Source organism: Streptomyces sp. NPDC054866, from assembly GCF_053610745.1.
On the sequence record NZ_JBSGZA010000001.1, the window covers coordinates 1,575,660 to 1,600,443 of the forward strand.

The 24,784-nt window shown below is 71.7% G+C and carries 20 protein-coding genes and 3 riboswitches; of the genes, 13 read left to right on the forward strand and 7 right to left on the reverse strand.

Annotation, left to right across the window (positions count from 1 at the left end; genetic code table 11):
* The first annotated feature begins 82 nt into the window (after positions 1-82).
* The gene (locus tag ACWGI2_RS06715) at positions 83-577 is read left to right on the forward strand and encodes a MarR family winged helix-turn-helix transcriptional regulator (protein ID WP_453694364.1); all 495 of its coding nucleotides are present in this window, start codon (positions 83-85) and stop codon (positions 575-577) included.
* A 29-nt stretch (positions 578-606) separates the two neighbouring features.
* Here ACWGI2_RS06715 and metE read toward each other — a convergent pair whose 3' ends face one another.
* From metE to aceA, 4 genes are all read right to left on the reverse strand, one after another.
* Positions 607-2,928 carry a 5-methyltetrahydropteroyltriglutamate--homocysteine S-methyltransferase gene (gene metE, locus ACWGI2_RS06720; protein ID WP_453694365.1) on the reverse strand — a complete coding sequence of 774 codons (2,322 nt, stop codon included), beginning with the start codon at positions 2,926-2,928 and terminating at the stop codon, positions 607-609.
* Positions 2,929-3,091: 163 nt separating this feature from the next.
* Positions 3,092-3,308: riboswitch (cobalamin riboswitch) on the reverse strand.
* A 185-nt stretch (positions 3,309-3,493) separates the two neighbouring features.
* Complete coding sequence (locus tag ACWGI2_RS06725) at positions 3,494-4,363, reverse strand: 3-hydroxybutyryl-CoA dehydrogenase (RefSeq protein WP_453694366.1); 870 nt, start codon at positions 4,361-4,363, stop codon at positions 3,494-3,496.
* Entirely contained in the window at positions 4,360-5,967 is a 1,608-nt protein-coding gene (aceB, locus tag ACWGI2_RS06730; RefSeq protein ID WP_453694367.1) for a malate synthase A, read from the reverse strand. The genes ACWGI2_RS06725 and aceB overlap by 4 nt, the downstream gene beginning before the upstream one ends.
* Before the next feature lie 121 nt (positions 5,968-6,088).
* Positions 6,089-7,390 carry an isocitrate lyase gene (aceA, locus tag ACWGI2_RS06735; RefSeq protein ID WP_453694368.1) on the reverse strand — a complete coding sequence of 434 codons (1,302 nt, stop codon included), beginning with the start codon at positions 7,388-7,390 and terminating at the stop codon, positions 6,089-6,091.
* A gap of 201 nt (positions 7,391-7,591) precedes the next feature.
* Here aceA and ACWGI2_RS06740 point away from each other — a divergent pair, with 201 nt between their 5' ends.
* From ACWGI2_RS06740 to ACWGI2_RS06795, 12 genes are all read left to right on the forward strand, one after another.
* Entirely contained in the window at positions 7,592-9,007 is a 1,416-nt protein-coding gene (locus ACWGI2_RS06740; RefSeq protein WP_453694369.1) for a short-chain fatty acyl-CoA regulator family protein, read from the forward strand.
* A 99-nt stretch (positions 9,008-9,106) separates the two neighbouring features.
* Positions 9,107-10,171, forward strand: a complete 1,065-nt coding sequence (tsaD, locus tag ACWGI2_RS06745; RefSeq protein WP_453694370.1) for a tRNA (adenosine(37)-N6)-threonylcarbamoyltransferase complex transferase subunit TsaD — start codon at positions 9,107-9,109, stop codon at positions 10,169-10,171.
* On the forward strand, positions 10,171-10,761 hold the full coding sequence (locus ACWGI2_RS06750) for a GNAT family N-acetyltransferase (protein WP_453694371.1): 591 nt from the start codon (positions 10,171-10,173) through the stop codon (positions 10,759-10,761). Before tsaD ends, ACWGI2_RS06750 begins: the two co-directional genes overlap by 1 nt.
* Positions 10,762-10,764: 3 nt before the next feature.
* Positions 10,765-10,949: riboswitch (cobalamin riboswitch) on the forward strand.
* Between the two features lie 242 nt (positions 10,950-11,191).
* Positions 11,192-12,691, forward strand: a complete 1,500-nt coding sequence (locus ACWGI2_RS06755; RefSeq protein WP_453694372.1) for a CoA-acylating methylmalonate-semialdehyde dehydrogenase — start codon at positions 11,192-11,194, stop codon at positions 12,689-12,691.
* A gap of 5 nt (positions 12,692-12,696) precedes the next feature.
* The gene (locus ACWGI2_RS06760) at positions 12,697-13,845 is read left to right on the forward strand and encodes an acyl-CoA dehydrogenase family protein (RefSeq protein WP_453694373.1); all 1,149 of its coding nucleotides are present in this window, start codon (positions 12,697-12,699) and stop codon (positions 13,843-13,845) included.
* Positions 13,842-14,909 carry an enoyl-CoA hydratase/isomerase family protein gene (locus ACWGI2_RS06765; protein ID WP_453694374.1) on the forward strand — a complete coding sequence of 356 codons (1,068 nt, stop codon included), beginning with the start codon at positions 13,842-13,844 and terminating at the stop codon, positions 14,907-14,909. Before ACWGI2_RS06760 ends, ACWGI2_RS06765 begins: the two co-directional genes overlap by 4 nt.
* Before the next feature lie 38 nt (positions 14,910-14,947).
* Positions 14,948-15,826, forward strand: coding sequence for a 3-hydroxyisobutyrate dehydrogenase (gene mmsB / locus ACWGI2_RS06770; protein WP_453694679.1), 879 nt, complete (start codon positions 14,948-14,950; stop codon positions 15,824-15,826).
* Positions 15,823-16,611, forward strand: coding sequence for an enoyl-CoA hydratase (locus ACWGI2_RS06775; protein WP_453396023.1), 789 nt, complete (start codon positions 15,823-15,825; stop codon positions 16,609-16,611). Before mmsB ends, ACWGI2_RS06775 begins: the two co-directional genes overlap by 4 nt.
* A gap of 171 nt (positions 16,612-16,782) precedes the next feature.
* A riboswitch (cobalamin riboswitch) is annotated at positions 16,783-16,966 on the forward strand.
* 30 nt (positions 16,967-16,996) lie between these two features.
* Positions 16,997-17,755, forward strand: coding sequence for an energy-coupling factor ABC transporter permease (locus ACWGI2_RS06780; RefSeq protein ID WP_453694375.1), 759 nt, complete (start codon positions 16,997-16,999; stop codon positions 17,753-17,755).
* Entirely contained in the window at positions 17,755-18,135 is a 381-nt protein-coding gene (locus ACWGI2_RS06785; RefSeq protein ID WP_453694376.1) for an energy-coupling factor ABC transporter substrate-binding protein, read from the forward strand. The genes ACWGI2_RS06780 and ACWGI2_RS06785 overlap by 1 nt, the downstream gene beginning before the upstream one ends.
* A 6-nt stretch (positions 18,136-18,141) precedes the next feature.
* A complete protein-coding gene (gene cbiQ, locus ACWGI2_RS06790; protein ID WP_453694377.1) occupies positions 18,142-18,891 on the forward strand; it encodes a cobalt ECF transporter T component CbiQ in 750 nt (249 codons plus the stop codon).
* Positions 18,888-19,751, forward strand: coding sequence for an energy-coupling factor ABC transporter ATP-binding protein (locus ACWGI2_RS06795; protein WP_453694378.1), 864 nt, complete (start codon positions 18,888-18,890; stop codon positions 19,749-19,751). The genes cbiQ and ACWGI2_RS06795 overlap by 4 nt, the downstream gene beginning before the upstream one ends.
* Positions 19,752-20,089: 338 nt before the next feature.
* Here ACWGI2_RS06795 and ACWGI2_RS06800 read toward each other — a convergent pair whose 3' ends face one another.
* From ACWGI2_RS06800 to ACWGI2_RS06810, 3 genes are all read right to left on the reverse strand, one after another.
* Positions 20,090-21,292 carry an MDR family MFS transporter gene (locus tag ACWGI2_RS06800; RefSeq protein WP_453694680.1) on the reverse strand — a complete coding sequence of 401 codons (1,203 nt, stop codon included), beginning with the start codon at positions 21,290-21,292 and terminating at the stop codon, positions 20,090-20,092.
* 77 nt (positions 21,293-21,369) lie between these two features.
* Complete coding sequence (locus ACWGI2_RS06805) at positions 21,370-23,193, reverse strand: ABC transporter permease subunit (RefSeq protein ID WP_453694379.1); 1,824 nt, start codon at positions 23,191-23,193, stop codon at positions 21,370-21,372.
* A 7-nt stretch (positions 23,194-23,200) separates the two neighbouring features.
* Positions 23,201-24,694: an ABC transporter substrate-binding protein gene (locus tag ACWGI2_RS06810; protein ID WP_453694380.1), complete on the reverse strand. Its 1,494-nt coding sequence runs from the start codon at positions 24,692-24,694 to the stop codon at positions 23,201-23,203.
* Between the last annotated feature and the right edge of the window lie 90 nt (positions 24,695-24,784).

Genomic DNA, 24,784 nt, shown 5'->3' on the forward strand with positions numbered 1-24,784 from the left:
ACATCGATAATGCGGCATGCTGGACACTGTCAACGACGACCGCCGTACGCCCGCGAACCACCGACCAGGGAGAGCGCCCCTCATGACCAGCCGGAAGACCACCGCCGAGCCCGTGGAGGAAGGATCCGTCGACGAGGGCGCGCCCTGGATGCAGGGCCTCCACGCGGACGCGGGCTATCTGCTCTACCGCCTCGGCCTGCGCTCGGGCCAGCTGTTCAACGCGGCGCTCCAGAGATCCGGCCTACGCCTGCGTCACTACGCGCTGCTGCGCTATCTGGCCACGGTGGAGGGCGCGGCCCAGCGCGAGCTGAGCCAGGAGCTGGGCTACGACCCCAGCGCGATCGTCGGCCTGGTCGACGACCTGGAACGCCTCGGCTTCGTCGAACGCCGCCCGGCCCCGGACGACCGCCGCCGCCGCATCGTGGCTCTCGCGCCTGCGGGCCACGACTTCCTGCGGGACTCCGATGAGGTGGCGCGGGGGGTCACTGACGAACTTCTGGCTCCGCTGGGGGTGGAGGAGCGGGAGATGCTGCATGTGCTGCTTTCGCGGGTGGCGCATACGGGAGGCGAGGCCTGACCCCCCGCATGCGCCCGGGTGCGTTCGGGTCAGGAGTCCGAGGGCAGTTCCGTCCTCACCTCGCGCGCAGCCGCGACCAGGTTCTCCAGGGAGGCCTTGGTCTCGGGCCAGCCGCGGGTCTTGAGGCCGCAGTCGGGGTTCACCCACAGCCGCTCGGCGGGGATGGCCTCAAGTCCCTTGCGCAGCAGGGCCGCTGCCTCCTCGGTGCTCGGTACGCGCGGGGAGTGGATGTCGTAGACGCCAGGTCCCGCCTCGCGCGGGTAGCCGTGCTCGGTCAGTTCGCGGGCCACCTGCATGTGCGAGCGCGCGGCCTCCAGGCTGATGACGTCGGCGTCGAGGTCGTCGATGGCCTGGACGATGTCTCCGAACTCGGCGTAGCACATGTGGGTGTGGATCTGCGTGTCCGGCCGGACGCCGCTCGTGGTGAGGCGGAAGGATTCCGTGGCCCAGTCCAGGTATGCGGCGTGCTCGGCGGTGCGCAGCGGCAGCGTCTCGCGCAGCGCGGGCTCGTCGACCTGGATGACCGAAGTCCCCGCGGTCTCCAGGTCGTTGACCTCGTCGCGCAGGGCCAGGGCGACCTGGCGTGCCGTGTCGCCCAGCGGCTGGTCGTCGCGGACGAAGGACCAGGCGAGCATGGTGACAGGACCGGTGAGCATGCCCTTCACGGGGCGGTCGGTGAGGGAGTTGGCGTACGAGGTCCAGCGCACCGTCATCGGCTCCGGCCGGGAGATGTCGCCCGCGAGGACCGGCGGGCGCACATAACGGGTGCCGTACGACTGGACCCAGCCGTGCTGCGTGGCGAGGTAGCCGGTGAGCTGCTCGGCGAAGTACTGCACCATGTCGTTGCGTTCGGGCTCGCCGTGCACCAGGACGTCGATGCCCGCCTTCTCCTGGAACGCGACGACCTCGCGGATCTCGGAGCGGATGCGCTCCTCGTAGCCGTCCGTGTCGATGCGGCCCGCCCGCAAGTCGGCCCGCGCGGTGCGCAGTTCGGTGGTCTGCGGGAACGAGCCGATGGTGGTCGTGGGAAGCAGCGGCAGACCGAGGCGGGTTCGCTGAGCCGCCGCACGCTCCGGATAGGCGTGCGCACGGCGGGCGTCGGCGCCCGTGACGGCGGCGACGCGGGAGCGTACGGCCGGGTCGTGGGTGAGGGCCGACCCGGAGCGGGACGCCAGGTCGGCGCGGTTGGCGGACAGTTCGGCCGTGATGGTGTCCCTGCCCTGCACCAGGCCTCGGGCCAGCGTGGCGATCTCGGTGGTCTTCTGGTGGGCGAAGGCGAGCCAGCGGGCGATCTGCGGGTCGATGTCCCGCTCGGCGGTGGCATCCAGGGGGACGTGCAGCAGGGAGCAGGACGCGGAGACGTCGACCCGGTCGGCGAGGCCCAGGAGCGTGCCCAGCGTGGACAGGGACTTCTCCAGGTCGTTGATCCAGATGTTGCGGCCGTTGACGACGCCCGCGACCAGCCGCTTGCCGGGCAGCCCGCCGACGGCGGCGAGGTCCTCGAGCTGGCTGGCGGCGGACTCCGTGAAGTCCAGGGCGAGGCCCTCGACCGGCGCCTTGGCGAGCACGGGCAGCGCCTCGCCGAGCCTGCCGAAGTAGGAGGCGACGAGCAGCTTCGGGCGGTCGGTGAGGGCGCCCAGGTCACGGTAGGCGCGTGCGACGGCGTTGAGCTCCGCCGGGGTGCGGTCCTGGACGAGGGCTGGCTCGTCGAGCTGCACCCACTCGGCGCCCGCCGCGCGCAGATCGGCGATGACCTCGGCGTACACGGGTAGCAGACGGTCAAGGAGCGTCAGGGGCTCGAAGTCGGCGGCCACGCCGGGCGCGGGCTTGGCAAGCAGCAGATAGGTCACCGGGCCGACCAACACCGGGCGTGCGGCGAGGCCGAGCGCGACGGCCTCCTTGAGCTCGGCGACCTGCTTGGCCGAGTCGGCGCTGAAGACGGTGTCGGGGCCCAACTCCGGGACCAGGTAGTGGTAGTTGGTGTCGAACCACTTGGTCATCTCAAGGGGCGCCACGTCCTGGGTGCCGCGTGCCATCGCGAAGTAGCCGTCGAGCGTGTCGGTGTCGACGGCCTCGCGGTGCCGCTGCGGGACGGCGCCGACCATGACGCTGGTGTCCAGGACATGGTCGTAGTACGAGAAGTCGCCGGTCGGCACTTCGTGGATACCGGCGTCGGACAGGCGCCGCCAGGTGGCCTTGCGCAGCCGCTCCGCGGTCTCCCGGAGGGCGTCGGCGGTGACGCGGCCCTTCCAATAGCCCTCGACGGCCTTCTTCAGTTCCCGGTCGGGGCCCTGGCGGGGGTAGCCGTACACGGTGGATCGTGCTGCCGCAGCCGCGGACTTCGCTGTCACGGAAATCTCCTTCGCGAGATGACTCCTGAGAATCCCGGGGACGGGACACGGACGCGAAGGGAGGACGAACCGGGTGGACCGGACGCGCGCCACCGGCGCGGTGCTCCACCTGATCTGTACGCCGACCCGCCCACGAGGTCACCGGGATATCCGCACGTGAGGGATCACATGCGGGCAACGGGCAGGTCTTCGGACTCGTGGGCACACCTGCCGAGGCAGATCCCTACTGGCCGTCGCTTCCCGGATCCTTCTCGGACCCAGTGCGTATGACGGCGGTCGTTCCCACTCACCGCTGCGGGGCAGTCCCGGATTCCCACCGGGTTCCCTCTTACGACGCGTCTGCCTGGCGGACAGGGCGAACCAGCTGCACAGGTCAGGCTAGAGGGTGGTCGGCCTCTTGGGCAGTGCTGATCACATTCCGGACCGTGAGGTGAGACACCCATGCCTTGGCCGGGGGGGGCAGGGGGGCGAACACGTGATGGGGCGCGGAACAGATCACCACTCTGTTCCGCGCCCCGCTCACAGCAGCCGCGGGCCCCTCAGCCCGGCGGCGGACCCGGGCCCCTCAGCCCCGGTCGTAGAGGTGGAACCCGCGCCCGCTCTTGCGGCCGAGCAGCCCGGCTTCCACCATGCGCAGGAGCAGCGGCGGCGGTGCGTACAGGGGTTCCTTGAACTCTTCGTAGAGAGACGCCGCGATGGAGGCGACCGTGTCCAGGCCGATCAGGTCCGCCAGCTTCAGCGGTCCCATCGGGTGCGCGCAGCCGAGCTCCATGCCCGCGTCCACGTCGGCGGCCGTCGCGAAGCCGGACTCCGTCATGCGGATCGCCGAGAGAAGGTAGGGCACGAGCAGCGCGTTGACGACGAAACCCGCCCTGTCCTTGGACCGTACGACCGTCCTGCCGAGCGTGTACGTGGCGAAGTCCTCGACGGCGGCCACGGTTTCCGCGGCCGTGTGCAGCGAGGAGACGACCTCGACCAGGGGAAGGACGGGGGCGGGGTTGAAGAAGTGCAGCCCGAGGACGCGGTCGGCACGCCGGGTCGCCATACCCAGACGCATGACCGGGATGGAGGAGGTGTTGGTGGCGAGGATCGCCCCTGGGTCCTCGACGACCTTGTCCAGGGTGGCGAAGACCTCCGTCTTCGCCGCGGTGTCCTCGACGACCGCCTCGATGACGAGCTGGCGGTCGGCCAGGTCGTCGAGGCTGCCGGTGAAGACCATGCGGGCCAGCGCTTCCTCGGCGCTGATGCGGTCCAACTTGCCGCGCTGGACGGCGCGTTCGAGCGAGACGGCGACGCGTTCGCGGGCGGCACGCGCCGCGAGGGCGTCGGCCTCGCAGACCACGGTGTCCAGGCCGGCGCGGGCGCACACCTCGGCGATTCCGGCACCCATCTGGCCTCCGCCCACCACACCGACCCGGCGTATGGCCGCTGTCATGACTGTCCCTCCGAACGGCGCGCGAGCGGCTGGTCCACAAGGTGGCGGCTGTAGGCATCGGTGGTGAAGAACGCGGGCAACTCCCTTGCCAGCGCGGTCCGTTCGAAGAGCCCGCGGATTTCGTCGAGCGGCGCCCACGGGTACTCCGCGCCCAGGGCGGCGAGTTCGTCCTCCACCAGCGCGAGCACCGTCGTGCGATCGGCGACCCGGTGGCGCAGCCACTGCCAGATCTGCACCCGGGCGAACTCGGCCGTGGCCGCGTCCTCCATCAGCCCGTAGAGGGCGACGGCCCCCTGTCCCCGCAGCCAGGCGGCGAAGTAGCGCAGGGCGACCGCGATGTTGGTGCGCACGCCCTCCGCTGTGGGCGGCGCGCTGACGCGGCGCACGGACAGCAGCTGAGCCGCCGTCACCTCGACGTCGTCGCGGGTACGGTCGATCTGGTGCGGGCGGGTGCCGAGCACCCCGTCGAACACCTCGCGGCAGACGGGGACAAGCGCGGGATGGGCGACCCAGGAGCCGTCGAAGCCGTCCTCGGCCTCGCGTTCCTTGTCGAGGCGCACCGTGGCGAGAGCCGCCTGATGGGCGTCCGGGTCCTTGCCGGGCACGTGGGCGGCCATGCCGCCGATCGCGTGGGCGCCCCGCTTGTGGCAGGTGCGTACGAGGAGATCGGTGTACGCGCGCATGAAGGGGGCGGTCATGGTGACCTTCGCCCGGTCGGGCAGCAGAAAGTCGGTGCGGTGCCCGAAGGTCTTGATGAGGCTGAAGAGGTAGTCCCAGCGGCCCGCGTTGAGGCCCGAGCTGTGCTCGCGGAGCTCGTAGAGGATCTCCTCCATCTGGAGGGCCGCCGTGATGGTCTCGATCAGGACGGTGGCCCGGATCGTGCCGCGCGGGATGCCCATGAGGTCCTGGGCGAGGACGAAAACGTCGTTCCACAGCCGCGCCTCGTCGCGGTTCTCCAGCTTCGGCAGATAGAAGTACGGACCGTGCCCGGCGTCGATCTGCCGCTGGGCGCAGTGGAAGAAGTAGAGCCCGAAGTCGACGAGGGAGGCGGGCGCGGGCCGCCCGTCGAACTCCAGGTGCTCCTCGGTCAGTTGCCAGCCGCGCGGGCGTACGACGATGGTCGCGAGGCGCTCGCCGAGCCGGTACGGCTTGCCCTCCGACGTGGTGAAGTCGATCCGCCGCTCGATCGCGTCGAGCAGGTTCAGCTGGCCTCCGATGATGTTGTCCCAGGTGGGTGAGGTGGCGTCCTCGAAGTCCGCCATCCAAACCTGCGCACCGGAGTTGAGGGCGTTGACCGCCATCGCGCGCTCGGGCGGCCCGGTGATCTCCACGCGGCGGTCGGTAAGTCCGGGGGCCGGGGGAGCCACCTGCCAGGAGTCGTCCGCCCGGACGCGGGCGGTGGCGATGGAGAAGTCGAGCGGGGAACCGGAAGCGAGGCGTGCGCCCACCCGCGCGCGTTCCTTGAGGATCTCCAGGCGGCGGTCGGCGAAGGCACCGACGAGGCGCCCGACGAACTCCAGCGCCTCGGGGGTGAGGATCTCGTCGTGCCGGTCGGCCGGTGGGCCGAGGACCTGGGCACGGCGGGTGGGAGCGGAGATGGACATGCGGGTCTCCTCAGCGGGGGGCGGATTGGGGACGGTGGGGGCGCCCCGAAGGGGCGCGGGGAACTGCGCGCCAAGCCCCCACCGACCCGCGGATGTCATTGCGGCGATCCAGCGAAGCGCCCTAGTGGAACTGCTCTTCCTCGGTGGAACCGGCGAGCGCGGTCGTGGAGGAGGCCGGGTTGACCACGGTGGACACCTGGTCGAAGTACCCGGTGCCGACCTCACGCTGGTGCTTCACGGCGGTGAAGCCCTGCGCCTGCGCGGCGAACTCGCGCTCCTGGAGGTCGACATAGGCGGTCATGCCGTGCTCGGCGTAACCGCGGGCCAGGTCGAACATGCCGTGGTTGAGGGAGTGGAAGCCGGCCAGGGTGATGAACTGGAAGCGGTAGCCCATCGCGCCCAACTCCCGCTGGAACTTGGCGATCTGGTCGTCGTCAAGGGCGGCACGCCAGTTGAAGGACGGCGAGCAGTTGTAGGCGAGCATCTGGTCGGGGTGCTCGGCGTGGATCGCCTCGGCGAATTCTCGGGCCTGAGCGAGGTCAGGGGTGCCGGTCTCGACCCAGATGAGATCCGCGTACGGGGCGTAGGCGAGGCCACGGGCGATGACGGGCGCCATGCCGCCGCGCACCCGGTAGAAGCCCTCGGCGGTGCGCTCGCCCGTGACGAACTCGGCGTCACGCTCGTCGACATCGCTGGTCAGCAGGTTCGCCGCGAGCGCGTCCGTGCGCGCCACGATCAGCGTCGGCACATCGGCGATGTCGGCGGCCAGGCGGGCCGCGTTGAGGGTACGGATGTGCTGGCCGGTCGGCACGAGGACCTTGCCGCCCAGGTGACCGCACTTCTTCTCCGAGGCCAGCTGGTCCTCGTAGTGGATGCCCGCGGCGCCCGCGGCGATCATCGCTTTGGTCAGCTCGAAGGCGTTGAGCGGTCCGCCGAAGCCCGCCTCCGCGTCGGCGACGATCGGCGCGAGCCAGTCGGTGGTGTCATCGCCGCCCTCGGCGGTGGCGATCTGGTCGGCGCGCAGCAGGGCGTTGTTGATCCGGCGGACCACCTGCGGCACGGAGTTGGCGGGGTAGAGCGACTGATCGGGGTAGGTGTGCCCGGCCTGGTTGGCGTCGGCGGCCACCTGCCAGCCGGACAGGTAGATGGCCTGAAGACCGGCCTTGACCTGCTGGACCGCCTGGCCGCCGGTCAGCGCGCCGAGCGCGTGGATGTAGTCCTGCTCGTGCAGTTGGCGCCACAGCCGCTCGGCGCCGCGCCGGGCCAGGGTGTGCTCCTCGCGGACGCTGCCGGAGAGCCTGACCACGTCCTCGGCGGAGTAGGTGCGCTCGATGCCCTTCCACCGGGCGTCGGCCGCCCACCGCTGAGCCAGCTCCTGGGCCGTAGCCGTAGTCGTAGCCGTAGTCGTCCCTGCCTGTGCCATGACCGTCTCCCGGAGAATCGTGAACTGTGCGAATGTTTGGCACTGAGTGCCGAACAAATGCAAGGTGCGGCCCGTCGGCGGAGCCCGGCGGGCCGCGGTACGACTCTGGCATCGGCACTCAGTGCCAACAACCGGGGAAAGATGCCAAGTTCTGTGCATCTTTCCCCGCCGGATTGCCAACTCTGTTAACGGGAGCCACGGGTGAGCAAGACGTACGCGGGAGCACGGCTGCGACGGCTGCGGGAGGAACGCCGCATGAGCCAGGCCGACCTGGCCCGTGCCCTGGCCATCTCGCCGAGCTATCTGAACCAGATGGAGCACGACTCCCGGCCGCTGACCGTGCCCGTACTGCTGCGTCTCACGGAGGCGTTCGGCGTCGACCCCGGCTTCTTCTCCGAGCGCGACACCAGCCGCCTGGTGGCCGACCTGCGGGACGCCCTCACCGGCGAGGTGGCCGCGGGACGCGTCTCCGCGTCCGACCTCTCGGACCTGGCGTCGCGCATGCCCGCCGTGGCGACGGTCCTGGTCGACCTCGGCCGCCGGAACCAGCACCTCACCGAACAGCTCTCCGAAGCCGCGGAGGGCCGGGGACCGGGAACGGCGGCACAGCCCCGCTCGGCGCACGAGGAGATCCGCGAGTTCTTCTACCGGCGCCAGAACTACCTGCACGACATGGACCTGGCCGCCGAGAGGTTCGCGGCGGAGATCGGCGTACGCCCCGGCGAGGTCGTGCGCGCCCTGTCGGCGCGCCTCGCCGAGCGCCACGGGGTACGCCTGGCGGCGGATGCCGAAGGGCTCCTGCACCACTACGACCCGACAGCCCGGGTCCTGCACCTCTCCAACCGGCTGCGCCCCGGCCAGCAGGCGTTCCGTATGGCCACCCAGCTCGCGCTCCTGGAGTACGCGGACGAGATCTCCGCGCTCGCGTCGGAGGACTTCGGCCAGGAGACCGCGGCCTGGCCGCTGGCCCGCATCGGCATCGCCAACTACTTCGCGGCCGCGCTGATCCTGCCGTACCGCCGCTTCCACACGGCCGCGGAGGAGTTCCGCTACGACATCGAGCGTCTCACCGACCACTTCGGCCTCGGCTACGAGACCATCTGCCACCGTCTCAGCACCCTGCAGCGCCCCCGGCTGCGCGGCGTGCCCTTCTCGTTCGTCCGCGTCGACCGGGCGGGCAACATGTCGAAGCGTCAGTCCGCCACCGCGTTCCACTTCTCCCGCGCGGGCGGCACCTGCCCGCTGTGGAACGTGTACGAGGCGTTCGCCGCGCCGGGCCGCATCCACGTCCAGGTCGCCTCGATGCCGGACGGGCAGCGTTTCCTGTGGACCGCCCGTGCGGTCACCCGGCACCGCGGCGGCTGGGGCGAGCCCGGCAAGACGTTCGCCATCGGCCTCGGCTGCGAGATCCGCCATGCCGGGCGGCTCGTCTACTCCGACGGCCTCGATCTCGACAGCGCCTCATCGGCCGTGCCCATCGGCATGGGCTGCCGCCTCTGCGAACGCACCGACTGCCCCCAGCGGGCGGTGCCCCCGCTGGACCGCCGCCTGGCGATCGACGAGAACAGCAGCACCTTCGTTCCCTACCCCGTGGCTGGGGAGCAGGTGAAGGACTGAAGGTCTTATTGCACATTACTTGCAACTACACTTCACATGCGGAAATGCAGCAAGACATGCGGAAACGCAGCAAGAAAGCTGTGGGTGAAGGAGACGCCGGTGGCAGCGGGGCGCATTGTGCTGGGGATCGAGTCGTCGTGCGACGAGACCGGGGCGGGGATCGTCTCGCAGGGGCGACTGCTCGCCCATGCGGTGGCGTCGAGCATGGACGAGCACGCCCGCTTCGGCGGAGTGGTCCCCGAGATCGCCGCGCGAGCGCATCTGCACTCCTTCACGCCGGTCGTCCGGCACGCCCTCGACCAGGCGGGCCTGAAGCTGTCCGACATCGGCGCGGTGGCGGTCACCACGGGCCCCGGCCTGTCCGGCGCGCTTCAGGTCGGCCTCGCGGGAGCCAAGACCCTGGCCTACTCGCTCGATGTTCCGTTGTACGGGGTGCACCACCTGGCCGGGCACGTCGCCGCCGACACGCTGGAGCACGGCCCGCTGCCCGACCCCTGCGTGGTCCTGATCGTCTCCGGCGGGCACACCTCCCTGCTGCTCGTCCGGGACCTGGCCCGCGATCCGATCGTGCACCTGGGGGACACCCTGGACGACGCGGCGGGCGAGTGCTTCGACAAGGTCGCCCGCGTCTTCGGCCTGCCGTATCCGGGCGGCCCCGCCATCGACCGCGCGGCCCGTAGCGGCGATCCGCGCGCGGTGACCTTCCCTCGCCCCCTCACCGGGCCGAAGGACGACCCGTACGCCTTCTCCTTCTCCGGCCTCAAGACCGCCGCCGCACGCTGGGCCGAGGGGCACGCCGGCCGCGATCTACCGGTGGCCGACGGTGCGGCCTCGCTCCAGGAGGCCGTCGCGGACGTACTGACCCGCAAGGCCCTGGCTGCCTGCCGGGATCACGGGGTCGGGACCCTCGTCGTGGTCGGCGGTGTCGCCGCCAACTCGCGGGTGCGGTCGCTCGCCGAGGAGCGGTGCGCGGCCGCGGGCGTGCGGCTGCGCGTACCCCCGATGACGCTGTGCACGGACAACGGCGCGATGATCGCCGCCGTCGGCGACCTGCTCGTACGTGCCGGGGCCGAGCCCGCCCCCTGGGACGTGTCGATCGACCCGTCCGCCCCCCTGGCGTACGCGGCCCTGCAGCCGAGGGCGGCCGAGGCGAGGGCTGCCTGATGGCGGCGGTCGTACGGGTGCTGCGCGGTGAGCAACTGCTCGCGCACGTAGATGAGTTGCGCACCGTCTACGCCGAAGCCTTCGGCGTGCCGCCCTGGTACGAGGACGAGGAGCGGGTGGCGGAGTTCCTGGTCCGGCTCGGTGACGACGTGCGGCGGCCCGGCTTCACCGCGGCGATCGCCCTGGAGGGGACGGGCATCGCCGGGTTCACCACCGGGTGGACCACGCCTGATCCCTTTCCCGCCGACCGCTGCTATCCGCAGGCGGCGGCCGGACTCGGCGCCGAGCGCGCCCTGTCGTGGCTGTGCGGGGCCCGTGAGATAGACGAACTGGCCGTGCGTCCCACGGCGCAGGGCACCGGAATCGGGGCGGCTCTCCTTGATGCGATGGCCTCCGGCGCTCCCGACGACCGTGTCTGGCTGCTGACTTCGGTCCGGTCACCGCAGGCCATGGGCTTCTACGGCCGCCAGGGCTGGACCCAGGCGACGCACCCCTCTCCCGACGGCAAGGGCGTCGTCGTCTTCCTCGGACCGCGCCACCCCGCCCGCGCTCTCGCGCTGTCCCGCGGCGGAGAGGGGTGGACTTACTAGGACGTCCAACTATATGTTCGTGGCACAAGGTCCGCGGTGCAGGGAAGCCGGTGTGAATCCGGCACGGTCCCGCCACTGTGACCGGGGAGTGTGCTGCCATCCACACGCCACTGGCGAGGTCTGCCGGGAAGGCGGGCGGCGCGCGGAGATCCGGGAGTCAGGATACCGGCCGCGGAATGTTCCGTGTTGTCCACGAGGATGGAGCAGACACGCATGGCACCGGTCCGTACCCACGACCCTGGTGATCCGGCGGAGCGCGCTCAACTCACCACGCGCTCATAGGACGTCGCGCCCTCCGGCGGTCTCGACGCACGCCTGAGAGTCCCGACGTCCGCTGTCCCACGGCTCGCACCGACAGCGCACACACCTGTGCGCCCGTCGGCGGCTCGCCGTGCCGTCCCCGGATCTCACCTGACGAGAGCAGGCACCCATGGTCCGTGAACTCACCCACTTCATCGGCGGCAAGCACACCGCAGGCACGTCGGGCCTCTTCGGCGACGTGTACGACCCCAACACCGGCACCGTCCAGGCCCGCGTACCGCTCGCGGGCCGGGCCGACACCGAGCGGGCGATCGCCGACGCGGTCACCGCGCAGCAGGAGTGGGGAAGTTGGAATCCGCAGCGGCGCGCCCGCGTGCTGCTGCGCTTCCTTCAGCTCGTCGAGGCCGAACGCGACTCCCTGGCACGGCTGTTGTCGGCCGAGCACGGCAAGACCGTGGCCGACGCGCACGGCGACATCCAACGCGGCCTGGAAGTGGTGGAGTTCGCCGCCGGGATCCCGCATCTGCTCAAGGGCGAGTTCACGGACAACGCGGGCACCGGCATCGACGTGCACTCGCTGCGCTCCCCGATCGGTGTGGTCGCCGGGATCACGCCCTTCAACTTCCCCGCGATGATCCCGCTGTGGAAGGTCGCGCCCGCTCTCGCCTGCGGCAACGCGTTCATCCTCAAACCCTCCGAGCGCGACCCGTCCGTACCCCTGCGTCTTGCCGAACTGTTCCTCGACGCAGGCCTGCCGCCCGGCGTCCTGAACGTCGTCAACGGCGGCAAGGAAGCGGTCGACACCCTCCTTGAGGACCCCAGGGTCGGCGCGCTCGGCTTCGTCGGCTCCACGCCGATCGCCGCGCACATCTACGCCACCGCCGCCGCCCACGGCAAGCGCGCCCAGTGCTTCGGGGGCGCCAAGAACCACATGATCGTCATGCCGGACGCCGACCTCGACCAGGCCGTCGACGCGCTCATCGGCGCCGGATACGGCTCGGCGGGCGAACGCTGCATGGCCATCTCGGTGGCCGTGCCCGTCGGTGAGGAGACCGCCGACGCGCTGGTCGCCGCGCTCAAGGAACGCATCGGCACGCTCCGCGTCGGCCGCAGCGACGACCCGGAGGCCGACTTCGGCCCGCTCGTGAGCAGGGACGCACTCGACCGGGTCCGCAGGTACGTGGACATCGGCGTCAACGAAGGTGCTGAACTCGTCGTCGACGGGCGGCAGTTCACGCTTCCGGGCCATCAGGACGGGTTCTTCGCGGGCGCCTCGCTCTTCGACCGGGTCGGTCCACGCATGCGGATCTACCGCGAGGAGATCTTCGGCCCCGTCCTGTGCGTCGTACGGGCCGCCGACTACGAGGAAGCCCTGCGGCTGCCCAGCGAGCACCCGTACGGCAACGGGGTCGCGATCTTCACCAGGGACGGCGACACCGCCCGCGACTTCACCCGCCGCGTCGACACCGGCATGGTCGGCGTCAACGTCCCCATTCCGGTCCCGGTGGCCTACCACACCTTCGGCGGCTGGAAGCGCTCCGGCTTCGGCGACCTGAACCAGCACGGCCCCGACGCCATCCGCTTCTACACCCGCACCAAGACCGTCACCTCGCGCTGGCCCTCAGGGGCCAGGGAAGGCGCGAGCTTCACCCTGCCCACCATGGGATGAGCGCCATGACCACCACATCACTCACCCAGGACCAACAGGCCCTCGTCGAGACCACGCTCGACTTCGCGGACGACCATCTCGCCCCCCGTGCCGTGCAGTGGGACCAGGACAAGCACTTCCCCCTCGACGTACTGCGCAAGGCGGCCGGGCTCGGGCTCGGCGGCGTGTACGTACGGGAGGACGCGGGCGGCAGCGGTCTCACGCGGGCCGACGGCGTCCTCGTCTTCGAGGCCCTCGCCTCCGGCTGCCCGTCCATCGCGGGCTACCTCTCCATCCACAACATGGTCGCCTGGATGATCGACACATACGGCGACCCCGCGCAACGGACGCGGTGGCTGCCCCGCCTGTGCTCCATGGACGACCTCGGCAGCTACTGCCTCACCGAACCGGGGGCCGGATCGGACGCCGGGTCCCTGCGCACCCGGGCGGTCCGCGACGGCGACGGCTACGTCCTCAGCGGCGTCAAGCAGTTCATCTCCGGTGCGGGCGCCGCGCAGGTGTACGTCGTCATGGCGCGCACCGACGGCGAGGGCCCCCGGGGGATCTCCGCGTTCCTCGTCGAACGGGACGACCCCGGGCTCTCGTTCGGCCCCGACGAGAAGAAGATGGGCTGGAACGCCCAGCCCACCCGTCAAGTGATCCTGGACGAGGTACGGGTGCCCGCCGACCGGCTGCTCGGCCGCGCGGGCGACGGCTTCAAGATCGCCATGAGCGGCCTGAACGGCGGCAGGCTCGGCATCGCCGCCTGCTCCCTGGGCGGCGCCCGCAGCGCCCTCAACAAGAGCCTCGCGTACCTCGCCGACCGGGAGGCTTTCGGCGCCCGGCTCCTCGACGCCCAGGCACTGCAGTTCCGCCTCGCCGACATGGCGACCGAACTCGCCGCCGCCCGCGCCCTGGTCAAGCAGGCCGCCGAGGCCCTGGACCGCGGGGACCCTCAGGCGCCGCAACTGTGCGCGATGGCCAAACGCTTCGCCACCGACACCGGCTACTCCGTCGCCGACCGGGCGCTCCAACTCCACGGCGGCTACGGCTACTTGAACGAGTACGGCATCGAGAAGATCGTCCGCGACCTCCGCGTCCACCAGATCCTGGAAGGAACCAACGAGATCATGCGCGTCATCGTGGCCCGAAGCCTGACCGAGGCACTGCGGTGACCGCGGCCGAGGACTTCGTCCTGCTCCGTACCGAGGGCCGCGCGGCCCACCTCACGCTCAACCGCCCCCAGGCCCTCAACGCCCTCACCCACGCCATGGTGCGCCGCATCGACGAGGCGCTCACCGCCTGGGAGAGCGATCCGGACGTACAGACCGTGATCATCCAAGGGGCCGGCGGGCGCGGCCTGTGCGCGGGCGGCGACATCCGCTCCATCTACGAGGACGCGCGTGCCGGGACGTCCGCCTCCGCCGGCTTCTGGCGGGACGAGTACCGGCTCAACGCCCGCATCGCCCGCTACCCCAAGCCGTACGTCGCCGTGATGGACGGGATCGTGATGGGCGGCGGCGTCGGTGTCTCCGCGCACGGCGACGTCCGCATCGTCACCGAGCGCTCCCGCGTCGCGATGCCGGAGACCGGCATCGGCTTCGTGCCCGACGTGGGCGGCACCTACCTGCTGGCCCTCGCTCCCGGGGAACTCGGCACCCACCTGGCGCTCACCGGCGCGCGGATCGGCGCGGGCGACGCCCTGCTGTGCGGGCTCGCCGATCACTTCGTGCCGAGCGAGGACCTGCCCCGGCTCCTTGACGGCCTTGCCGCGCAGCCGGTGTGGGACGTACTTCCGCGCTACGTAGGCGAGTTGCCGCCGGGTGAGCTCGCCGGACACCGGTCCTGGATCGACCACTGCTACGGCGCCGACACGGTGGAGGAGATCGTCGCCCGGCTGCGCGGCCATGGGGCGCGGGCCGCCGCGGAGGCGGCCGACACCCTCGCCACCAAGTCGCCCACCGCCCTGAAGGTCACGCTCGCCGCACTGCGCCGGGCGCGGCGGCTCGGCCCGTTGGAGCGCGTCCTGGAGCAGGAGTACCGGATCTCCTGCGCCGCGCTCACCTCGCACGACCTGGCCGAGGGGATCCGCGCCCAGGTCATCGACAAGGACCGCAGCCCTCGCTGGGCGCCTGCCTCGCTGGTAGAGGTCGGCGGCGCCGACGTGGAGCGCTACTTCGACCCGCCCGCCGGAGGCGAACTCGACCTGGCCTGGGTGCCGCAGGAGGTGGCGTGGTGAACGGCAAGCGCACGATCGGCTTCATCGGGCTCGGCCACATGGGCGGCCCGATGGCCGCCAACCTCGCCAAGGCCGGGCACCGGGTCCTCGGTCACGACCTGATGCCCGACCTGCTCACCGCCGCCGTCGCGAGCGGTGTGGAGGCGGCCGGATCGGCGGCGGGCGCCGCAGCGGAGGCGGACGTGGTGATCACCATGCTGCCCGCGGGACGGCATGTCCTCGGCCTCTACCAGGAGGAGGGACTCCTTGCCGCCGCCCGGCCGGGCACGCTGTTCATCGACTGCTCGACCATCGACGTGGCCGACGCGCGCGGCGCCCACGCGGCCGCGGTCGCGGCAGGGATGCGTGCGCTGGACGCCCCCGTCTCCGGGGGAGTGGTGGGCGCCGAGGCCGGCACCCTCACCTTCATGGCGGGCGGCGGCGAGACCGAGTTCACCGAGGCCGAGCCGCTCCTGACGGTCATGGGCAGGAAGGCGGTGCACTGCGGCGGACCCGGCGCCGGTCAGGCCGCGAAGATCTGCAACAACATGATCCTCGGCGTCTCGATGATCGCGGTGAGCGAGGCGTTCGTCCTCGGGGAGAGCCTGGGCCTCTCCCACCAGGCCCTGTTCGACGTGGCCTCCACCGCGTCCGGCCAATGCTGGGCCCTGAGCGTCAACTGCCCGGTGCCCGGCCCCGTTCCGGCCAGCCCCGCCAACCGCGACTACCGCCCCGGATTCGCGGCGCCGCTGATGGCCAAGGATCTGGGCCTGGCGGCCAACGCACTGCGAGCGGGCGGTATCCATGCGGAACTCGGCCTGAAGGCAGCCCAGTTGTACGCCACCTACGCCGAAGGCGCCGGAGCGGACCAGGACTTCTCCGGGATCGTCAACACCCTCAGGGAAAACGCGGCACGAGACGGAGAAGACAGCGCATGACCACGACCACGGAGCCGTACGAGACGATCCGCGTAGAACGAAAGGGCCGCACCGCACTCCTCACGCTCGACCGCCCCAAGGCACTCAACGCGCTCAACCTCCAGGTGATGAACGAGATCGTCGCCGCGACGGAGGATCTGGACCGGGACCCGGACATCGGCTGTGTCGTCCTCACCGGATCGGCGAAGGCGTTCGCGGCCGGTGCCGACATCAAGGAGATGCGGCCCCGGAGCTACATGGACATGTACCTCAGCGACTGGTTCACCGCTTGGGACCGGCTGGGGGCGCTGCGAACGCCGACGGTCGCCGCCGTCTCCGGGTACGCGCTCGGCGGCGGCTGTGAGCTGGCGATGCTGTGCGACATCCTGCTGGCCGCCGACACCGCCGTGTTCGGGCAGCCCGAGATCAAACTGGGTGTCATCCCGGGCATCGGCGGCTCGCAGCGGCTGACCCGCGCGGTGGGGAAGGCCAAGGCCATGGAGATGTGCCTGACCGGCCGCACCATGGATGCCGACGAGGCGGAGCGGGCCGGGCTCGTCTCCCGGGTGGTGCCCGCCGGCGAACTCGTCACAGAGGCCCTCGCCGTCGCGGAGACCGTCGCGGGCATGTCCCTGCCCGTCGCGATGATGGCGAAGGAAGCGGTGTCCCGCGCCTTCGAGACGACCCTCGCGGAGGGCGTCCGCTTCGAACGCCGCCTGTTCCACGCCGTGTTCGCGACCGCCGACCAGAAGGAGGGCATGGCCGCTTTCGTCGAGAAGCGGCCTCCGGGCTTCACGCACTCCTGAGCACGCTCCTTCGTTGTCGCGGCCCGGGGTGTCGTCCCAGGAGGGCGCCGCCACGGGCCGCGCACGGACCGAGGCACATGGGCTGACCAGGGGCGTACGCCCTGGTCGTGTGCGCTCGCGCGTGCCACAGGTGGCACGGTCCCGCAAGTTGTCAGGAAACTCGATTGCGCACTAAGGTCGCCACGCCTTGGTGCTCGGGAAATCCGGTGTGATGCCGGTGCGGCCCTCGCCACTGTGATCGGGAAGTCCGGCTCCAGCCCTCGCGGCAGCCACTGGGTACACGCGTACCCGGGAAGGCGGAGTCCGGTCGGTACGACCCGTCAGCCAGGAGACCGGCCAAGGCGCGTTGTCCATCCACGAGGTGCTGGAGAGGGTCTGCTTAGCCATGCACATAGCCGAGGGTTTCCTCCCACCGGCGCACGCGATCGCCTGGGGCGTAGCGTCCGCGCCGTTCGTCGTCCACGGAGTCCGCTCCCTCACCCGTGAAGTCAAGGAACACCCGGAGAGCACGCTGCTCCTGGGCGCCTCCGGAGCCTTCACCTTTGTCCTTTCCGCACTGAAAATCCCTTCCGTCACGGGCAGTTGCTCGCATCCGACGGGCACCGGACTCGGCGCGATCCTGTTCCGGCCGCCGATCATGACGGTGCTCGGCACCATCACGCTGCTGTTCCAGGCCCTGCTGCTCGCCCACGGCGGGCTCACCACGCTCGGCGCCAACGTCTTCTCCATGGCGATCATCGGGCCATGGGCGGGATACGCCGTCTACCGGCTCCTGAAGCGGTACGACGTACCGCTCATGGTCGCCGTGTTCTTCGGCGCGTTCGTCGCCGACCTGTCCACGTACTGCGTCACCAGCGTGCAGCTGGCCATGGCGTTCCCCGACCCCAGCAGCGGATTCATCGGCGCCCTTGGCAAGTTCGGCGGCATCTTCGCCGTCACGCAGATCCCCCTCGCGGTCAGCGAGGGACTGCTCACCGTCATCGTGATGCGGTTGCTCGTGCAGTCCAGCAAGGGGGAACTCACGCGGCTCGGCGTGCTGCTCCAGGGCAAGGGGTCGGGCGCGAAGACGGACGGGGACACCAAGTCGGTCGGGGACACCAAGTCGGACGGGAACACCAAGAGGGAGACGGGGGCCAGCGCCTGATGAGCCGGAACGCGAAGATCAACACTCTGCTCCTCCTCATCGTCGCCGCGCTCGCCGTGCTGCCGTTGGCGCTCGGCCTCGGCGACGACGAGAAGGAGCCGTTCACCGGGGCCGACGCCCAGGCCGAGACGGCGATCACCGAGATCAAGCCGGATTACGAGCCCTGGTTCTCGCCGCTGTACGAACCCCCCTCCGGGGAGGTCGAGTCGGCGCTCTTCGCCCTCCAGGCGGCGCTGGGGGCGGGCGTCCTCGCGTACTACTTCGGTCTGCGCAAGGGACGCCGTCAGGGCGCCGAGATCGCGCGGGCCGAGGCCGAGGGGGCGTCCGAGGGGAAGACCGCCGACGCGGAGAGCACCCGAGCCGAGACCGAGCAGGTCTGACCCCGCGTGCTGCCCATCGACGCGGCGGCGCACAGCAGTCGCTGGCGCCGCCGCCACCCCGTGGACAAAGCCGTGCTCGGGCTCGGCCTCACCGTCCTTGCGGTCTCCCTGCCGCCGTGGCCGGGTGCCGCCCTGGTCCTTGCCGCCGCGCTCGCCGTGCTGCTCGGGCCCGCCGGTGTGCCGCCGCGCAAACTGTGGCGCGCCTACCGCGTGCCGCTCGGCTTCTGCGTCACAGGCGCACTGACCCTCGTCGTCCAACTCGGCGGGCCCGAAGGGTTCGTCACACTCGCCGACGGCGGCCCCGCCCGTGCGGGCGGTCTGCTCCTGCGCACATCGGCGGCCTCCCTCGGCGTGCTCCTGTTCGCCTTCACCACGCCGATGTCGGACCTGCTGCCACGTCTGGTGAAGGCGGGTGTTCCGGCGCCGGTCGTCGACGTGGCCCTCGTCATGTACCGGATGAGCTTCCTGCTCCTGGACTCCATGACCCGGATCCGGCAGGCGCAGGCCGCGCGCCTCGGCCACACGACCCGCGCCGCCACCTGGCGTTCCCTCGGCGGTCTCGGTGCCACCGCGTTCGTACGGGCCTTCGACCGGGCGAGCAGGCTCCAGGCCGGGCTCGCCGGACGCGGGTACGACGGAACCCTGCGGGTGCTCGTGCCGGACGCCAGGATCTCCCGGAGCTTCGTGACGGCAAGCGCCGTGCTCCTCCTGGGCCTTGCGGCCCTCACCCTCGTACTGGAAAGGCTTCTTCCATGAGCGAGCCGAGCGGGTCCTTGGTCGCTCTTCGGGCCGCCTCCTACGCGTACGAAGACGGACCCACCGTGCTCAGCGGCCTGGACTTCGACGTCACCGAGGGGCGTGCCCTCGCGCTGCTCGGACGCAACGGCAGCGGCAAGACCACCCTGATGCGGCTGCTGAGCGGTGGACTGCGCCCGGACCAGGGTGGGTTGACGGTCGACGGCACCCCCGTGAAGTACGACCGCAGCGGGCTCACCCGGCTGCGCACCACCGTTCAGCTGGTCGTCCAGGACCCCGACGACCAGCTGTTCGCCGCCTCGGTCGAGCAGGACGTGTCCTTCGGGCCGCTGAACCTGGGGCTGCCGGACGACGAGGTGCGCGGCCGGGTCGCCGAGGCGCTCGCCGCGCTCGACATCAGCGCCCTCGCGGACCGCCCCACCCATCTGCTCTCCTACGGCCAGCGGAAGCGGACGGCCATCGCGGGCGCCGTGGCGATGCGCCCCCGCGTCCTGATCCTCGACGAGCCGACCGCGGGGCTCGACCCCGACGGCCAGGAGCGCCTCCTGGCGACCCTGCAAGGCCTGCGGGACGCGGGAACGACGGTGGTGATGGCCACCCACGACGTGGACCTGGCCCTGCGCTGGGCCGACGACGCGGCGCTGCTCACCCCCTCGGGAGTGCGCGCGGGACCAGTGGCGGAGATGCTCGCCCACAGGAACCTCCTCGCACAGGCAGGCCTCCGCCTACCGTGGGGAATCGCAGTCACGGAGCTGCTACGGACGAAGGGCCTGCTGCCCGGCGCGAACGACGGACCGCGCACGCCCGAGGAGTTGGCGGCGCTGATGGCTTCGGCGGTGCCTGGTGCGTCAGCGGGCTGATCGGGTGGGGACGGGTGATGGGCCGCGTGCTCCTGAGGAGTTGGCGGCGCTCATGGCCTTGGTGGTGCCGGGCGCTTTAGCGGGGTGACCGGCCCGGGGCCCGGGCTCGGCCGGGAGTGGGTCGCGGCGAACGCGGGGCATGGTGGCCAGGGTGGGGCTGCGCTGCGTGGAGGAGTGGGCCGGTCGCGGCGCTTTCGGCTGCGGTGGTGCTCGGTGCGTCAGCGGGGTGACTGGCCTGGGGCCCAGGGTTCGGCCGGGAGTGGGTCGGGGCGAGTGTGAGCCAGCGTGGGGCTGCGCTGTGTCGAGGAGTGGGCCGGCCCCGGTGGTGCCCCGGTGCGTCAGTGGGGTGACCGGCCCGGGGCCCCGGGCCGGTTGGGTAGGAGTGTCAGGGCCAGGAGTGGGATTGCGGCCAGTGTGAGCCAGGGGGTCCAGGGGGGCAGGCCTGCGTCCAGTAGTGAGCCCGTTGCTGCGCTGCCTGCCAGGACTATCAGGCCCGAGACCGAGGACAGGGCGCCGGTGTAGAGGCCGAGCCTGCCGTCCGGCGTGAGGTCTGGGACCCAGGCGCGGGCTGCCGGAGCGACCAGCATCTGGCCCGTCGTGAGGAGGACGACGAAGGCCGCGGCGGGCAGCAGCCCGGCCACCCCGGTCAGCGCGGCCGGGCGCGCGGCGGCCACCACGGCGAACCCTACGGAGATGAGGACCAGGCCCGTCGCCATCGAGCGCCGCTGGTCCAGCCGGCCCGCCGCCCAATGCGTGACCGGGAGCTGCGTGGTCACCACAAGCAGGGAGGAGAGGGCGAAGAGCCAGGCGAGCGGCGCCTGTGACCCGGCCGTGCGCTCCACCTCCTCCGGCAGGGCGAGATAGAGCTGGTTGTACGCCAAGAGGTAGGCGCCGTACGCGCCGCACACCGCCAGGAAGCGGCGGTTGCGCAGCAACTCGCCCACACCTCCTCGTACGCGGATCCGCTCGCGCCCCGGGATGCGCTGGGGCAGCAGCCACAGGTGCCCGGCGAGGACGAGGACGAAGACCCCGGCCCCGGCCAGGCAGACGGTGCGGAAGTCGACGGAGAGCAGCAGCGCGCCGAGGAGCGGGCCGAGGAACGCGCCTGCCTGGCCCGCCACCGTGAGCAGGGCCAGGACGCGGGTGCGCGGGCCGCGGCCCGACTCCTCCCAGAGCACCGCCTGCCGGGCGACCTCGGACTCCACGGCGGGCGAGAACAGGGCCGCGGCGAAGCCGATCAGGAGCACCGCGCCGATGACCGACCACGTCTGCTGCGCGTAACCGAGCCAGGCGAAACCGGCGATCCGCAGCAGGCAGCCGGTGAGCACGACCGGCCGTACGCCGTACCGATCGGTCAGCGCGCCGCCCACGACGAACAGCCCCTGCTGACTGAACGTCCGCAGGCCGAGCACGAGGCCGACGAGCCAGCCCGCCATGCCGATCGCCGCGCCCAGATGCTCCGCCAGGAAGGGCAGCACGGCGAAGAAGCCGACGTTGAAGGCGAGTTGGGTCAGGATCAGCAGGCGGAGCAGCGGCGACAGGTGCGGCCAGGTGCGTTCGCGTCGTGGGCGTTTCGCGGTCCGGAGTCGGGCGGGCGGGGACAGTTGACGTCGATCGCTCACCGGGCGGCCGTCCCGGCCGAGGCCAACTCCCGCTCGGCGGACCGTACGGCGGCCACCGGAGAGCGTTCACCGGGTCGCCCCTTGCGCCGCAGTCGCCGAGGGACCGGCACCCCGCCCGCCGCCGTCACCGCGAGAGCGCCGAGCAGGGCGAGCGCGGCCGCCGGAGCGAGCAGGGCCCAGGGGGCGCGTTCCGCGTAGGGCTGGTTCTCGGCGAGCAGCAGACCCCACTCGGGGGACGGCGGCTGCGCGCCGAGGCCGAGGAAGCCGAGTGCGGCCAGGGCCAGCGCGACGGCGGGCAGCCGCAGCAGCGCGTGGCGGGTGACGGGCGGCAGCACCGCGGGCAGCAGATGGTGCCGGAGCTGGTGCCGGCGGCCCGCGCCCAGACTCCGTGTCGCCGTCAAGTGCAGCGTGGCGCGTTCCTGGAGGAGCAGGGCGGCGGTATGGGCGGCCAGCGGAACCCATGCGACGGCGGCCACGGCGATCGCGGGGGTGGCCGCTCCGCTGCCCGCGACCCCGGCGACAAGGAGCCCCGCGAGCGTCGGCGGTATCGCGTTGAGCGTGTCGAGAAGCGGGCCGGAGAACCGCGGCAGAAGACCGAGCAGGACACCGGCCACCAGAGCGAAGGCACTGATCCCCAGAGCCAGCGCGAGGGTGTGGAGCGCCCCGTGCCCGACCCGGGCAAGCACATCGCGCCCCAGGGCATCGGTGCCGAACGGGTGCGCCCAGGACGGTGCTTGGAGCCGGGCCGCGGTGTCCAGGGCCAGAGGATCCCGGACCAGGCTCAACAGAATGACGCCCAGCAGCACACCGCCGTACAGCAGCGGCAGCCGACTGGGCGCGGGCGGCGCGGGCACGTGCAGCGTCGGCAGGGCCCCGTCGCGCAGCGCCGGACCACTCATGAGCCGGGACGCGACGCGGAAGAGACCGCCCGCCACGGCGGCGAGCAGTACGAGGGCGAGCGTGCCGGCCTGGAGGACGGGCAGATCCTGCGCCACCGCGGCCTGCAAGGTGGTGCGGCCGAGCCCGGGAATGTCGAAGACCTGCTCCACGGCGACCGCGCCCCCGGTCAGGCCCACGAGGAACAGACCGAGGTTCGGCAGCAGCCCGGGAACGCAGCGGCGCAGCGCCTGGTGCGCGACGCGTCCGCCCGGGATGCCGCGGGCCGCGGCGGCCCGAGCCCACGGCTCGGCGAAGGCGCCGGGCAGCAGGTCGTCGAGGAGCCGCCCGAGCAGCGCCCCGGCGGGAAGACCCAGCGATACGGCGGGCAGTACGAGCCACTTGGGCCCGTACCAGCCGAGGGCGGGCAGCCAGCCCAACTGCACGCCGACCACGGTGGCGAGCACCGATGCGGTCAGGAACTCGGGCAACGCGGCGACGACCGCGGCCCCACCGCCCGAGTGGCGGCGCCCGGAGAGCCGACGGCGGGAGCCGAGCCACAGGGTGCGGGAGCACACCGCGCCCGCCGTCACGACAGCCACCGCGAGCGCCGCCGACATGAGCAGCAACGAGACACCCAGGGCCTGCACCACGGAGGGCAGTACCGCATCGCCGGAGATCCACGACCGCCCGGCGTCCCCGTGCAGCAGCCCGCCCGTCCACTGGCCGAGGAGGCTCAACGGGCCGTCGTCCAGGCCGAGTTCGGCGCGGACGTCCGCCAGGTCCTCGGGGGTGGGTGTGCGCTCAGCCGACCGGGCCTTGAGCACGGTGAGCGCCGGGTCGGTGCGCGACAGCCAGGGCAGCAGACCGATCAGGCACAGCAGCGCCGCTGCGACGACCACGCGCCAGAGCAGCGCCGGACCGCGGAGGAGCCCGTTTCGCATGGGGTCCTCAGCGCCTGGTGCCGGTACCGACCAGCGTCCGCTCGTACGGGTCGAGGATCTCTCCCCGCACCGAGCCGCCGACGCCCGTGATGATCCGCTGGTGGACGAGCGGCACGACCGCGTCGGTGCCGAGGATCGCGGCCTCGGCGGCCATGGCCGCGTCCTGCCGCTTCGCGGGGTCGGCTGTTTTCTCGGCCTTCCGCACGGCCTTGTCGACCGAGGGGTCGCACAGCTGCGAGAGGTTGTAGCTGCCGTCGCAGGCGTAGTCGCTGGAGAGGATCGACACGGGGTCGCCGGTGTCGAGCATGGTGTTGCGGGCGCCGACGAACGCGTCGAACTTCCCGGCCAGCGCGTCGCCTTCGATACGGGACGACTCGCGCACCTCCAGCTTCACCTTGAACCCGGCCTTCTGCAGCTGCTGCTTGAGGACTTGGGCGACCTCGGGAAGCTCGGGCCGGTTGTCGTACGTGGCCAGGGTGATGGACTTCCCGCCGGGGGAAGCGGCCCGCTTCCGTCCCTCGGGCTTGTCCCGCTTGCCCTCGGCCCAGTTCAGGGCGGGGCCGAAGATGCCCTTGCCGGTGTCGGCGTGGCCCTCGTACACGTCCTTGGCGAGCGCGGAGGTGTCGATCGCGGCACGGGCGGCGGCGCGCAGGCCGGGGTCCTTGAAGGCGCCCTTCTCGGTGTTGAGCTGGAGTGCCGTGGTGCGTGCCGTGGCGGTCTCGCGGCCGTGGCCCTCGTCGAGGGAGGCGGCCTGGGAGACGGGGACGGCCTCGGCGATGTCCACCTCGCCGGTGCGCAGGGCGTTGGTGCGCGCGGTGCCGTCGGCGATGAACCGCGCGTCGACGCCGGACGCCTGGGCCAGGCCGCCCCAGTAGTCGTCGAAGCGGTCGAGGGTGGCCGCGGTGGCGCCGGTGGTCTTCGTGAGTTCGAAGGGCCCCGTGGCGGTGCCGACCGGGCTGACCTTGTTGCCCTTTTCGTACGCCTTCGGGGAGAGCACGGCGAGGCCGGGGCTGGACAGGCGCAGCGGAAGCGCCGGGTCCGGGTCGGCGGTGGTGATCCTGACCCGGTCGTCACCGACGGGCTCGGCGGTGAGGGAGGCCCCGGACAGGGCGGCGGTGACGGGCTTGGCCTTGCCCGCGTGGGTGAGGGCCGACGCGACGGCGGCCGGTGTGACGCGGGCGCCGTCCTGGAACTCCGCCTGGCGCAGGGTGAACAGCCAGCTGCGCTCGCTCTCCTGCTTCCAGGACGCGGCGAGCGCGGGAGCGGCGGCGCCGTTCGCGTCCAGCTCGGTCAGGCCCTCGGTGACGCCGAGACGGCTGAGGAGCGTGGCGTCAGCGCCGTACGGCGAGAAGTTCTCGGAGGGAGGGAAGGCCAGCGCGACCTTCAGGCGGGCGCCTTCCGCGGTGTCGCCTGACGCGTCGTTCTTGGCGGCGAAACAGCCGGTGAGCAGGGGAGCGACGAGCAGTCCTGCTATGAGGGGACGGTGGCGGACGGAGCGCATGGTCCTCGTTCTCGGGGTGGAGTGGGTCCGGAGGTGCAGCAGCGCCATAGGTTACATGACAACCATTTCCATTAATGGAGCGGGGGGTGT